This window comes from Paraburkholderia sp. RCC_158 (assembly GCF_041355255.1).
GTDB lineage: Bacteria > Pseudomonadota > Gammaproteobacteria > Burkholderiales > Burkholderiaceae > Paraburkholderia > Paraburkholderia graminis.
Genome location: NZ_JBFUPM010000002.1, coordinates 226,785 through 239,022, shown reverse-complemented (window position 1 = coordinate 239,022; position 12,238 = coordinate 226,785). Strand labels below are relative to the sequence as shown.

Annotated in this window: 13 protein-coding genes; all 13 read right to left on the bottom strand. The window is 63.3% G+C overall.

Features of this window, described 5'->3' with window-relative positions:
* Positions 1 to 49 precede the first annotated feature (49 nt).
* Complete coding sequence (acpS, locus tag AB6809_RS05490) at positions 50 to 466, bottom strand: holo-ACP synthase (RefSeq protein WP_371026063.1); 417 nt, start codon at positions 464 to 466, stop codon at positions 50 to 52.
* A gap of 25 nt (positions 467 to 491) precedes the next feature.
* The gene (pdxJ, locus tag AB6809_RS05485; RefSeq protein ID WP_006051949.1) at positions 492 to 1,256 is read right to left on the bottom strand and encodes a pyridoxine 5'-phosphate synthase; all 765 of its coding nucleotides are present in this window, start codon (positions 1,254 to 1,256) and stop codon (positions 492 to 494) included.
* Positions 1,253 to 2,176, bottom strand: a complete 924-nt coding sequence (gene recO, locus AB6809_RS05480; protein WP_029967780.1) for a DNA repair protein RecO — start codon at positions 2,174 to 2,176, stop codon at positions 1,253 to 1,255. Before recO ends, pdxJ begins: the two co-directional genes overlap by 4 nt.
* Positions 2,163 to 3,062, bottom strand: coding sequence for a GTPase Era (gene era, locus AB6809_RS05475; RefSeq protein ID WP_029967782.1), 900 nt, complete (start codon positions 3,060 to 3,062; stop codon positions 2,163 to 2,165). Before era ends, recO begins: the two co-directional genes overlap by 14 nt.
* A 51-nt stretch (positions 3,063 to 3,113) precedes the next feature.
* Entirely contained in the window at positions 3,114 to 4,379 is a 1,266-nt protein-coding gene (rnc, locus tag AB6809_RS05470) for a ribonuclease III (protein WP_029967784.1), read from the bottom strand.
* A gap of 138 nt (positions 4,380 to 4,517) precedes the next feature.
* The gene (gene lepB / locus AB6809_RS05465; protein ID WP_371026062.1) at positions 4,518 to 5,411 is read right to left on the bottom strand and encodes a signal peptidase I; all 894 of its coding nucleotides are present in this window, start codon (positions 5,409 to 5,411) and stop codon (positions 4,518 to 4,520) included.
* Between the two features lie 18 nt (positions 5,412 to 5,429).
* A complete protein-coding gene (gene lepA / locus AB6809_RS05460) occupies positions 5,430 to 7,223 on the bottom strand; it encodes a translation elongation factor 4 (protein WP_006051944.1) in 1,794 nt (597 codons plus the stop codon).
* Positions 7,224 to 7,436: 213 nt separating this feature from the next.
* Positions 7,437 to 7,712, bottom strand: a complete 276-nt coding sequence (locus AB6809_RS05455; protein ID WP_029967786.1) for a glutaredoxin family protein — start codon at positions 7,710 to 7,712, stop codon at positions 7,437 to 7,439.
* Positions 7,709 to 9,226 (bottom strand): DegQ family serine endoprotease, encoded by a 1,518-nt coding sequence (locus AB6809_RS05450; RefSeq protein WP_053858554.1) that lies wholly within the window; start codon positions 9,224 to 9,226, stop codon positions 7,709 to 7,711. Before AB6809_RS05450 ends, AB6809_RS05455 begins: the two co-directional genes overlap by 4 nt.
* 35 nt (positions 9,227 to 9,261) lie before the next feature.
* Complete coding sequence (locus AB6809_RS05445; RefSeq protein WP_029967788.1) at positions 9,262 to 10,305, bottom strand: MucB/RseB C-terminal domain-containing protein; 1,044 nt, start codon at positions 10,303 to 10,305, stop codon at positions 9,262 to 9,264.
* A 4-nt stretch (positions 10,306 to 10,309) separates the two neighbouring features.
* Positions 10,310 to 10,942 (bottom strand): sigma-E factor negative regulatory protein, encoded by a 633-nt coding sequence (locus tag AB6809_RS05440; protein ID WP_006051940.1) that lies wholly within the window; start codon positions 10,940 to 10,942, stop codon positions 10,310 to 10,312.
* Positions 10,943 to 11,025: 83 nt separating this feature from the next.
* Positions 11,026 to 11,625 (bottom strand): RNA polymerase sigma factor RpoE, encoded by a 600-nt coding sequence (gene rpoE, locus AB6809_RS05435; protein WP_006051939.1) that lies wholly within the window; start codon positions 11,623 to 11,625, stop codon positions 11,026 to 11,028.
* Between the two features lie 115 nt (positions 11,626 to 11,740).
* On the bottom strand, positions 11,741 to 12,124 hold the full coding sequence (locus AB6809_RS05430; RefSeq protein WP_029967789.1) for a protein YgfX: 384 nt from the start codon (positions 12,122 to 12,124) through the stop codon (positions 11,741 to 11,743).
* Positions 12,125 to 12,238: the final 114 nt, after the last annotated feature.

The following is a 12,238-nucleotide window of genomic DNA, read 5'->3' as shown; positions in this document are numbered from 1 at the left end:
TTGCGTGCAAGGACAGACGCGGCCGTTTCGGCCGCATTCGGAGTGGTGTCTATTCAACGCGGGATGACGGCTCAGCGCTTTCGGCGATCACAAACGACACCGCGTAATCGCGCTCGTCGCTGATCGTGACGCGCGCGGTGATGCCGCGCGCGTCGAGCCATTCGGCGAGTTCGCCCGACGCGACCACCATCGGCTCGCCGCTCCGCTTGTTGAGCGTTTGCAGCGCGCGCCATGTCATCGGCCAGTGCATGCCGAGGCCGATCGCCTTCGAGAAGGCTTCCTTCGCCGAGAAGCGCGTGGCCAGAAACGCGAGCCCGCGCGCCGCGGACCGCGCATTGCGTGCGTGATAGACGCGCAGTTCGTCGGGGCCGAGCACCTTCTCGGCAAAGCGGCCGTTGGTGCGCGTCATCACCGCGGCGACGCGGCTCACTTGCACGATGTCCGTGCCGATACCGTAGATCGTCATAGGCGCGACCGTCCCGGCGACGGCATCAGGCGCGTGCGCCGAGACGCGCGGCGACCATGATCGCCTTCATCTCGCGCACCGCGTTGTCCCAGCCCGCGAAGATCGCGTGCGCGACGATCGCATGACCGATGTTCAGTTCGACGATGCCGTCGATCGCCGCGATCTGCTGGACGTTCGTGTAGTGCAGGCCGTGGCCCGCATTGACCTTGATGCCGAGCGTCGCGCCGAACTCGACCGCGCGGACCACGCGCTCGTATTCGCGCTGCTGTTCCGCGGGATCGTGCGCTTCGGCGTAGCGGCCGGTATGCAGCTCGATCACCGGCGCGCCCGCTTCGTGCGCCGCGCGAATCTGCGTCTCGTCAGGATCGATGAAAAGCGACACGCGCGAGTTCGCGTCCGCGAGCTGCCTGCATGCGGCGCGCACAGCCTCGAACTGGCCGGCCACGTCGAGCCCGCCTTCGGTCGTCAGCTCCTGGCGCTTTTCCGGCACGAGGCAGACGTCGTGCGGCTGCACGTCGCAAGCGATGTCGAGCATTTCCTGCGTGACCGCGCATTCCAGATTCATCCGCGTCTTCAGCAGCGGACGCAGCGCGCGCACGTCGGCGTCGACGATATGGCGGCGGTCCTCGCGCAGGTGCAACGTGATGGCGTCGGCGCCGGCCTCCTCCGCCATCAACGCGGCGCGGATCGGGTCGGGGTACGACGTGCCGCGCGCGTTGCGCAGCGTGGCGACGTGATCGATATTCACGCCGAGATCGATCACATTCGGCGACGTTAGAAAGAAGCTCATAAGTTCTGCAAGTCGATCAGGATCTGGCGCGTCGCGAGCGGCGTGCCGCCAAGGTAAGTATTGAGCAGAAAGCGCATCAGCGTTTTGCTTTGCGCCACGGTCTGCGCTCGATGGTAATCGTCCTGTTCCATATCGAGCAAGGTTTGGCCCGCGACCACGGGCCATTGCGCGGGCAAGTCGTCGGACGCTTCGCGCACGCCGCGCTCGGGGTCGAACACGTAGCGCTTGCCGGCATCGACCGCTTTGCGCGTGACCGTCCGATCGAGCGACATCGCGTAACCGGTCTCGCGCAAAAGCACGCGCTCGAATGAGCGCAGCACCTGCACGGGCGGCTCGTCATGCGCGAGGCGTGTCATCGTGACGACGTAGTGATGGAACAGTTGCGGATGCGGATCTTCGCGCGCGCAGAACTTCACGAGCAGCTCGTTCACGTAGAAGCCGCACAGCAGCGCGTCGCCCGTCAAAGGCAACATGCCGCCGACCCATTCGGCGCCGGTCAGCGTGCGCACTTCCGACTTGCCCGACCACGACAGCGCGAGCGGCTGGAAGGTCTGCAACACGCCGCGCAACGCCGAGTGCGGACGCTTCGCGCCCTTCGCGACGAGCGCGAGGCGGCCATGATCGCGCGACAACACGTCGATGATCAGACTCGTCTCGCGATACGGATAGCTGTGCAGAACGAATGCGGGCTGCTCGGCGATCCGGTATTCGGAAGCGGAGCCCGAGCGCGACGACTTGCGAGCCGGCGTCTTGCGCGGCTCGTCGCCGGCAGCGCCGGCATCGGCGCTGGAGGTCTTTCTGGTGGAAGTTTGGCGGCTAGAGCGAACGGATTTCGAGCGGCCGCGCGACGGCTCGGCCGACTCGGAGTCGTCCGGGTCGGTGCCGGAATTCAGCGTGACCCACGCGTCATTCGTACCCATACGCACGAAGTCCTGCTTCGTTGTCGGCCCAGCCGCTCTTCACCTTGATGAAGGTTTCGAGATATATCGGGCCGTCGAACAGTCTTTCCATGTCGAGGCGCGCCTCGGTGCTGATCTGCTTCAGCTTCGCGCCTTTCTGGCCGATGATCATTGCCTTGTGCGTATCGCGTTCGACGAGAATCGTCGCGAAGATTCGGCGCAGGCGCCCTTCGGTTTCGAACTTGTCGATCAGCACGGTGCTCGTGTACGGCAGTTCGTCGCCGGTCCAGCGAAACACTTTTTCACGCAGGATTTCGGCCGCCAGAAAGCGTTCGCTGCGATCGGTGAGATCGTCTTCGCCGTAGATCGGCGCGCCTTCCGGCAGATACGGTTTGATGGTCGCCATCAGACGCTTGATGTCGTCGGGGTTCTTGGCCGACAGCGGCACGATCTCGTTGAACGGACGCAGCGCGCTCATCTGCTGCATGAACGGGAACAGCGAATCCTTATCCGACACGCGATCGAGCTTGTTCGCGATCAGCAGCGTGGGCACCGACGGCGGAATCAGGTCGAGCACCTTCTGGTCGTCCGGGCCGAAACGGCCGGCTTCGATCACGAACAGGATCGCATCGACGGAAGTCAGCGTGGACGTCACCGCGCGGTTCAGCGAACGGTTCAGCGCGCCGCTGTGCTTGGTCTGAAAGCCGGGTGTGTCGACGAAAATGTACTGGACGTCTTCGAGCGTGTGAATGCCGGTGATGCGATGGCGCGTAGTCTGCGCCTTGCGCGACGTGATGCTGACTTTCTGGCCGACCAGCGCGTTCATCAGCGTCGATTTGCCGACGTTCGGACGGCCGACGATCGCGACCATGCCGCAGCGAAAACCAGTGGGAGTGGGAGCGTTCATATTCGGGCTACGGCAGGTTCGGGGACGCGCGGAAGTCGCGCGCCGGGGCAATCAATGGCCCGCGTCGGCGACGCGCGTTTGTACCGCGTCGGCTACGCCGGGTTCGTGTTCGGTGGGCGCCGCCGCGTTCGTTGCGGGCGATGCGGAGCTGGCCGCCGCATTGGTCGCTGCACTGGCCGCCGCACTAGCCGCGGCGTCGCGAGTGCGGTGCGGCTTGTCGGTTGTGCGGGCGGCGGGTTCGGCGGGTTTTGGGTCGGTGGGCCTGACTTCGGCGGGCCTGGCTTCGGCCATCTTCGCTTCGGCGGCGGGCTTGTCTAGCTTGTCGGCTTTATCCGCCTTTTCGCCCCTTTCGACCCTGTCCGTGCGCTCGGATTTCTCGGGCGCGCTGTACTCGACATGCGCGGCGCGAATCACCGCGAGCGGCGCAGCGACGGCCGCCACCGCGATCGCCGTGCGTTCCGGTATCGGTTCAGCGGCCGGCGCCGTCCGCGTTTCGCCGCGCGCCGCCGCGCGTTCGTTCTTGCGGTCGGGACTGCGCAGATCCAGCGCCGCCTGCACGCCAGTCACGCCCGGCACGATCTCCGCCTCGGCCTTTTTCGCCGCGCGCGCGCCCTTCGACCGCTTCGACTTGGAGACGACAGCCGGCGCCGCGGCCATGACTTCGTCGAGCGCCTTCTTCGCCGCGGCTTGCTCTGCCGCGCGGCGGCTCGCGCCCGAGCCGGACACCTTCACGTCCAGCTTCGGCACGGTGCATTCGACTTCGAACTGCTGATTGTGCGCCGCACCATGCGTCGCGACGACGGTGTATGTCGGCAGCGCGATCTTGTGTCCCTGCAGATATTCCTGAAGGAGCGTCTTGGCGTCCTTGCCGAGCGTGCGCGGGTCGATGTGATCGAGAATCGGCACATAAAGACGCTTGATGACCGTCTGCGCGGCGTCAAAGCCGCCGTCGAGGAACACCGCGCCCAGCACGGCTTCGAGCGTATCGGCGAGAATCGACGGCCGACGGAAGCCGCCGCTGCGCAGTTCGCCCTCGCCGAGGCGAAGACCTTCGGAAATATTCAGGGCCTGAGCGATTTCGTACAGCGATTGCTGCTTGACCAGATTTGCACGGACGCGCGACAGATCGCCTTCGTCCAGCTTCCCGAAACGTTGGAACAAAAGCGCAGCCACCGCGCAGTTCAGAACGGAGTCGCCAAGAAATTCGAGCCGTTCGTTATGCGTGGAACTGTGACTGCGGTGCGTTAAAGCCTGGCGCAACAATTCCGCATTGCGAAATTCATAGCGCAGACGGCTTTCCAACGGAGATGAGGGCATGGGCAGAGTATAACGCGGGCGCCGTACCGGGCGAAAACGCGGTACGGCCAGCGGAAAAAGCGTGGTGAAGCGACGTTACCGGACTTTCTTAAAGTGGCGTGATAACACGTTGCCACTCACAGGAGCGCGCGTGATCGCTCACTGGAACGAACCGATGCGCTTGAGATTGCTGAAGTTCATCCAGATGAAAAACGCGCGGCCGACGATATTCTTGTCCGGCGCAAAGCCCCAATAGCGGCTGTCCGCACTGTTATCGCGGTTATCGCCCATCATGAAGTAATTGCCCGGCGGCACCTTGCAGATCACGCCGCGCGCGTTGTAGCTGCAGTTATCGCGATACGGATAATCTTCGGCGCCGACGATAAACGGCGGCACCGCGGGATTGTTCAGAATCCCGTTCTTGCGGCCGTCGAGATTTTCTTCGAACTGCTTCGCATAGCCGAGACGCTCTTCGTCGAGATAATCGGGCAGCGGCGTTTCGGGCACCGGCTTGCCGTTGATGGTCAGCTGCTTGTCCTGATAGGCAACGGTGTCGCCGGGCAAGCCGATCACGCGCTTGATGTAGTCGACCGACTCGTCTTTCGGGTAGCGGAACACGACGACGTCGCCGCGCTGAAGCGGACGGCCTTCGGTGATTTTCGTGTTGACGATCGGCAGACGCAGGCCGTAATCGAATTTATTGACGAGGATGAAATCGCCCACCAGCAGCGTCGGCACCATCGAACCAGACGGAATCTTGAACGGCTCGACAACGAACGAGCGCACCACGAAAACCACCAGAATGACGGGGAAAAAGCTCGCCGAATACTCGAGCCACCAGGGCTGGCGCAGCTTGTCGTCTCGCAGACGCGCGCGCGTTTGCGCGGCGTTTTCGTCGGCGAAACGCTCGCCCACGCGTTCCTGCTGACGGTCGAACTCGGCGACCACGGCATCTGCCGCGCGCCGCCGTTGCGGCATAAACACCAGTTTGTCTGCGACCCATGCGACGCCCGTCAAAACGACGAGCACAAAAAGAATCAGCGCAAAATTCATAGGGTTCCGTTGTTCGTCTTATTTGTCTTCGACACGCAGGATGGCGAGGAAAGCCTCTTGCGGAATCTCGACGGACCCCACTTGCTTCATTCGCTTCTTGCCTGCCTTCTGCTTTTCCAGCAGCTTCTTTTTACGAGAAATGTCGCCGCCGTAGCATTTTGCCAGCACGTTCTTACGCAACGCTTTAATGTTTTCACGCGCGATGATGTTCGAGCCGATGGTGGCCTGAACCGCGACGTCGTACATTTGCCGCGGAATCAGCTCGCGCATTTTCGCCGCGACTTCGCGGCCGCGATACTGGCTTTGCGAACGGTGCACGATGACCGACAGCGCGTCCACCTTGTCGCCGTTGATCAGCATGTCGACCTTCACGACATCCGACGCGCGGTATTCCTTGAACTCGTAATCCATCGACGCATAGCCGCGCGAAATGGACTTCAGGCGGTCGAAGAAGTCGAGCACGACTTCGCCCATCGGAATTTCGTAGGTCAGCTGCACCTGGCGGCCGTGATATTGCATGTTGATCTGCGTGCCGCGCTTTTGCGTGCACAACGTGATCACCGGGCCGACGTAGTCTTGCGGCATGTACAGATTCACCGTGACGATCGGCTCGCGCACTTCCTCGATCTTCGACGGCTCCGGCATCTTGGCCGGATTCTCGACCATGATGGTCGTGCCGTCGCGTTGCACGACTTCGTAGACCACCGTGGGCGCCGTGGTGATCAGGTCCATATCGAACTCGCGCTCGAGACGTTCCTGCACGATCTCCATATGCAGCAGCCCCAGGAAGCCGCAGCGGAAACCGAAGCCAAGCGCTTGCGAAACTTCCGGCTCGTATTGCAGCGACGCGTCGTTGAGCTTCAGCTTTTCGAGCGAGTCGCGCAGCGCGTCGTACTGGTTTGCTTCGACCGGATAGAGACCGGCGAACACCTGCGGCTTCACTTCCTTGAAGCCCGGCAGCGGCTCGGCAGCCGGACGATTCAGCAGCGTGACAGTATCGCCCACTTTCGCCGCGGCCAATTCCTTGATGCCGGCGATGATGAAGCCCACTTGCCCCGCCGACAGCGATTCCAGATTCTTCGACTTCGGCGTGAACACGCCGACATGCTCGACCGGATATTGGGCGCCGGTGGCCATCATGCGAATTCTGTCTTTCGGACGCAGCGTGCCGTTGACGATACGCACCAGCATGACGACGCCGACGTAGTTGTCGAACCACGAGTCGATGATCAACGCCTGCAGCGGCGCTTCGGGATCGCCCTTCGGCGGCGGCACTTTCGCGATCAGCGCTTCGAGCACGTCTTCGACGCCCTGGCCGGTCTTCGCGCTGCAATGCGTGGCGTCCGTTGCGTCGATGCCGATTACGTCTTCGATTTCGGCGATCGCGTTCTCGGGGTTGGCGGCCGGCAAATCGATCTTGTTGAGCACCGGAATGACGTCGACGCCGAGTTCGATTGCCGTGTAGCAGTTCGCGACCGTTTGCGCCTCGACGCCCTGGCTCGCGTCGACAACCAGCAGCGCGCCTTCGCACGCGGACAGCGAGCGGCTGACTTCGTACGAGAAGTCGACGTGGCCCGGCGTGTCGATCATGTTGAGGTTGTAGACCTTGCCGTCGCGCGCGCGATACGCCAGCGCCGCGGTTTGCGCCTTGATGGTGATGCCGCGCTCGCGCTCGAGGTCCATCGAGTCGAGCACCTGGGCTTCCATCTCGCGGTCGGACAAGCCGCCGCAAATCTGGATGATGCGATCGGCAAGCGTCGACTTGCCGTGGTCGATGTGCGCAATGATCGAGAAGTTACGAATATGATCCATTCAGTGCCGATCAAGCAAAAAAGGCGCGCTCGGACAATAGCGGAGCACGCCTTGTAAGTAGGTGAAAAACCTGTCTATTTTAGCCGAAAAGGCAGGTGCCCGGCGGATCTTGCGAGGGTGGGACGGCGAGACGAACGGCGCAACACGCGCGATTCGACCGCCGCCAGAGCTGAAAGCGCGTGCCAGCGCCTGATGACGAGAGCGCGGCCGCTCTCAACGTGTGGCCGCCGATGCGGCCTTAGCGCGCGCCATGAGCGCAGCGCGCACCCGCGATTCGTCCAGATGGTAATGACACAGCTCGACGCCGTCGCACAGCAAAACCGGCACAAGTTCGTTGTAGCGGGCTTCGAGCAACGGATCGCTGTCGACGTCGACAACTTCGACCTGCGCGCCGAACTCGGCCAGCAAGGGCTCGAGTGCGGCGCGCATGTCGTCGCACAGGTGGCACCACGCGCGCCCGTAGAGCGTGAGCGGCGCCCTCTCCGTCATTTTTGAACGCCGCGCGGACGAATCGGCACGAACTGCGTGTTCTCGCCGCGGCGAACCAGCAGCGCGACCATCTTTTGCGAATCCAGATGCGAGCTCAGTTCGTCGAACTGCTTTGCGCTCGTGATGTCGGTATCGCCGACGCGCAAAATGATGTCGCCCTTCTGCAATCCGACTCGCGCAGCGGGACCGTCCACTGCGTCGATCTGCACGCCGTTGCGCAGTTTGAGCGCGCGCAACTGATCGGCCGGAATGTCGCTGACGGCGACGCCCAGGACGTTCGTGGCGCGCTGCTTCGGCGGCTGCGGCTTCTTCTGGTCGGCCTTGGCGGTCTTGTCCGGCTGCATTTCGGCGATGGTCACCGGCAGGTCGCGCGTCTGGCCCTTGCGCCACACGGTGATGGTGGCCTTCGTGCCCGGCTTCGTGTCGCCGACCATGCGCGGCAGGTCCGTCGCGGTATCGACCGAATGGCCGTTGAACTTCAGGATGATGTCGCCCGGCTGCACACCGGCCTTGTCCGCCGGGCCGCCCGGCTCGACACTGCTGACGAGCGCGCCCTGCGCCTTCGGCAAGCCGAGCGAATCGGCAACGTCTTTGGTCACTTCGCCGATTGCCACGGCGATCCGGCCGCGCACGACCTTGCCCGACGCCTTCAGCTGATCGGCGACGCGCATCGCTTCGTCGATCGGAATCGCGAACGAAATGCCCATGAAACCGCCGGTGCGGCTGTAGATCTGCGAGTTGATGCCGATCACCTCGCCCTGCATGTTGATGAGCGGTCCGCCCGAGTTACCCGGATTGACGGCCACGTCGGTCTGGATGAAGGGAAGATAGTCGCCGGTGTCGCGCCCCTTCGCGCTGACGATGCCGGCCGTCACCGTGTTCTCGAGGCCGAACGGCGAACCGATCGCGACGACCCACTCGCCCACGCGAACCTTGTTCGAATCGCCGATGGTGATGGTCGGCAGATTCGCGGCGCTGATCTTCACGACTGCGACGTCGGTTCGATCGTCCACGCCGATGAGCTTAGCCTTGAATTCGCGCTTGTCGGTCAGCGTGACGTAGATGGTGTCCGCGTCGTCGATGACGTGCGCGTTGGTCATCACGTAGCCGTCAGCCGACAGGATGAAGCCCGAGCCGACGCCGCTGTTCTGTTCGGGGTCGTTGCTGTCGGGCGTGTCCTGACCGCCGCCACTGCCGCCGCTGCCACCGTTATCGCCGCCGCGCGGCGCGCCCGGAGATTGTGGCGACTGCGGCATCGGAATGCCGAAAAAGCGCCGGAAGAACTCCGACATGTCGCCGTCGTCCATACCCGGCGGCAACGCGCCGCGCGGGCCGCTGCTCGTCGCGCGCGTGGTCGTGCGAATGTTGACGACCGCCGGACCGACCTTGTCGACAAGGTCGGTGAAGTCGGGCAGATTGGCGGCGGAAGCGGCCGACGCCGTGTGCGGTGCGAACGGCAAACATGCCGCCACCACCGCGGCCGCGAGGAATTTGCGCACCGAGAAAGTCGTCATATCGTAGGAAGCCGAGGGATTCAGGAGTCGGAGAATTACTTCGGAGCCTTGTATTCTATGGCAGAGGCAAATTGCTGCAACGTGGCCTGGGGCACTTCGCCGAGCAGGGTAATCCAGAAATCGCCGCGCCGCTTCACCAGCACGTGCGTCGCGCCGCTGCTGCCCGCGCCTTCCTTGCGCGTGTTGTTCTCAACCGGCTCGATGAACACCGAGACCGCGGCGAGCCCGTCCGAGAACACAGCCTGATCGACCGGAATGGTCGGCTGGCCCGCCTCGCGCGCCGCCATCGGACGACGCAATTCGCGGATCTTGCGAAAACCCGGCACCGAGGCCCCGAACTGCCAGCCTTGTGCAGCCATATCCACCGGTTCAATGGGCGGGCGCACCACGGTCCAGCCGGCGGTATTGCGAATGCCGTTGACAATGCCAGTCTTGTCGACGGGCACGCCGATGCGAATCTGGGAGAACGACAGTTGTTCGAGCACCTGGCCGTTCGGGTCGAGCGTCTGCGCGCGCAGCAGCAAGCCGGTCTTCTTGTCGGCCCACAGTTTGTAAGCGAAGCGGTACGCGTCTTTCGGATCGAGTTCGATCACCTGACTTTCGACGCCGGCAACGCGATCGTCGCCGAGCAGTTTCGGCTCATACACGGACAGAACCTGTTCGCCGCTCACAGCCAGCAACGCGGGGAACGAGTCTTTGTTCTGGCGTTTTTCAACGACGCACAAGTGGCGTTCCGGCACGAACGTGTAGAGCTCGTCGTTATGACGCAGCATCTTGCGCGGCTTGCCGTCGAGGCTTTCAAGTTGCTCGAATTCGCCGTCGGCACGGGTCGCGTAATGGGCGATGCGCGACGTTTGAACGAAGTTGCCGCGCTGATAAACGAACGCGCCCTCGTAGTTCTGCTGCTGCGCGGCCTGGTGAATGCGATCGAGGAGATCGGCGGCCGTGCGGCGGGCGACGAGCGGATCGTCGGTTTGTGCAAAGACCCCCGGTGTCGCGGACAACAATACGGCTGCGCAGAAGAGAAATGCCGGCAGCCGCCCCCAGATAGTCGTTTTATTGAACCGCGGAGTCTGCATCAAACTATTGGCCTTGCGTGGAAACGGCGGCGGCGCGGATCAGCGGCATGGAACCCGGCATGACCGGTTGCTGCGCGAATTGCTGATGTGCTTCCAGATACTGGTCGAGGCTCGCGTCGCGAATGATGTTGGCGTCTTGCGCGACCGGCATCACATTCGCCGAGGGCACGGACGCCATCGCGACCTTTTGCAGCGCATCGCCATGCGAGGACACCGAGGCGACCTGCGTCGCACCGGGGCCGCCCGGCACGCCCTGCAGTTGCGGCACGACGATCCACGTCAGCGTGGCGGCCGCGGCAGCGACTGCAAAAGCCGGCACTACCCGGCGACGCAGCGCCAGCAGACGGCGCGTAACCGGCTGAGCGGATGGCGCGAGCAGATGCGGCTCGCTTTCGAAGCGCGCAGCGAATCCGCTCAGGAACGCGTTGCTAGCCGCAGAACCGACCGCCAGATCGTCGGAACGCAATGCGTCGCCGATCAGGTGATAGCTGGACCATGCGGCGCGATCTTCGCCGTCCAGCTCGGACACAAACTTGTCCACATTCAGATGCTCTTCACCGAACAGCTCGCCGTCGACAAAAGCTGACAGACGCTCGCCGCGCGAACTGGCTTGCGATTGCATCGAGACCGACCCCATGATGCTCCCCATCTTACGAAAACCCCGTAGTGACACCACTAATCCAGATATTGCACCCGAGCCCCGTTCGGCGCGCTAGTGACTTACCAGCGCTTGCCTTCAGGTGTGTCAAGCAACGGACGCAATTTTGCCGCAATGGCTTCGCGAGCGCGGAAAATTCGCGATCTGACGGTGCCGATTGGGCAGCCCATCATCTCAGCGATTTCCTCGTAGCTCAAACCTTCAATTTCACGAAGAGTAATGGCGGTACGCAGCTCTTCCGGTAAAACCGCCATCGCAGCATTGACCGTCTCGGCGATCTGCTTGCTCATCAACATCGACTCAGGCGTGTTGATATCCCTTAGTTGGTCGGCGTCCGAGAAAGTTTCAGCTTCTTCAGCATCTGCTTCGGTCGATGTGGGTGCGCGCCGGCCCTGGGTCGCAAGGTAGTTCTTCGCGGTGTTGACCGCAATCCGGTACAACCACGTATAAAACGCGGATTCCCCGCGAAATTGCGGCAACGCCCGGTACGCCTTGATGAAAGCGTCTTGTGCAACGTCTTCGACTTCGGCGGGATCGCGCACGAGGCGCGAAATCAGCCGGAGAATCTTGCGGTGGTATTTGGAGACCAGAAGCTCGAACGCGGCCTTGTCGCCCTTCTGGACGCGCTCGACCAGCACCTGATCAATTTCTTTTTCGCTCACCTGATAAATCCGTTAACTTGAGGGCGCATGACGGGGGCACCATTGTAGCGTCCCCCTCGGCGAGGCACGTTACGGAGGTCATGCCGCGCGGTAACAGCGGTTACAGTCGTAACAGTCACGCGCCGGCGCGGCGCCGGGCGCGCACCGCCAACTCGCGGAAGACCGCTGGCGGGACGGTGTCGGCGGGAACCAGCAGCGTTTGCCGGCCACCCTCGCCCGGCTTCAGGATGAGCACCAGCAAACGGTCGCCCCAGTGCGCGCAGCCCGCTATGCGGCCTTGTGCGAGCAGGATACCGGCCCGCCCCCACGCAGTGAGATTCTCGCGGCCGATCTGCAGAGCCACAGGTTGCGCCCGGTCGTGCCTCAGCGCGCAAAGCGCGAGAAGCGCGAACGCGGCAAGCGTCAACGGAACTGCCTGCCACGCGCCGAGCCACGGCGACACGCAGCGATAAACCGCCGCCGACGCCGTCGCTACAAAAGCAGCCGACGCAACGCGCATCGCGAAAGAGCGCCGCAGCGCAATTCGCTGCGGCGCTCTTTCGGACATAGCCGTTGTTTCAGGGCAAAGCGCCGGCGAGGCCGGCGCCGTCGACTGGTGCGTCACCCGGCTACG

Excerpts from the sequence above, each read along its gene's own strand:
- acpS (WP_371026063.1), bottom strand. The coding sequence starts at position 466 with ATGACGATCTACGGTATCGGCACGGACATCGTGCAAGTGAGCCGCGTC.
- pdxJ (WP_006051949.1), bottom strand. The coding sequence starts at position 1,256 with ATGAGCTTCTTTCTAACGTCGCCGAATGTGATCGATCTCGGCGTGAAT.
- recO (WP_029967780.1), bottom strand. The coding sequence starts at position 2,176 with ATGGGTACGAATGACGCGTGGGTCACGCTGAATTCCGGCACCGACCCG.
- era (WP_029967782.1), bottom strand. The coding sequence starts at position 3,062 with ATGAACGCTCCCACTCCCACTGGTTTTCGCTGCGGCATGGTCGCGATC.
- rnc (WP_029967784.1), bottom strand. The coding sequence starts at position 4,379 with ATGCCCTCATCTCCGTTGGAAAGCCGTCTGCGCTATGAATTTCGCAAT.
- lepB (WP_371026062.1), bottom strand. The coding sequence starts at position 5,411 with ATGAATTTTGCGCTGATTCTTTTTGTGCTCGTCGTTTTGACGGGCGTC.
- lepA (WP_006051944.1), bottom strand. The coding sequence starts at position 7,223 with ATGGATCATATTCGTAACTTCTCGATCATTGCGCACATCGACCACGGC.
- AB6809_RS05455 (WP_029967786.1), bottom strand. The coding sequence starts at position 7,712 with ATGACGGAGAGGGCGCCGCTCACGCTCTACGGGCGCGCGTGGTGCCAC.
- AB6809_RS05450 (WP_053858554.1), bottom strand. The coding sequence starts at position 9,226 with ATGACGACTTTCTCGGTGCGCAAATTCCTCGCGGCCGCGGTGGTGGCG.
- AB6809_RS05445 (WP_029967788.1), bottom strand. The coding sequence starts at position 10,305 with ATGCAGACTCCGCGGTTCAATAAAACGACTATCTGGGGGCGGCTGCCG.
- AB6809_RS05440 (WP_006051940.1), bottom strand. The coding sequence starts at position 10,942 with ATGGGGTCGGTCTCGATGCAATCGCAAGCCAGTTCGCGCGGCGAGCGT.
- AB6809_RS05430 (WP_029967789.1), bottom strand. The coding sequence starts at position 12,124 with ATGCGCGTTGCGTCGGCTGCTTTTGTAGCGACGGCGTCGGCGGCGGTT.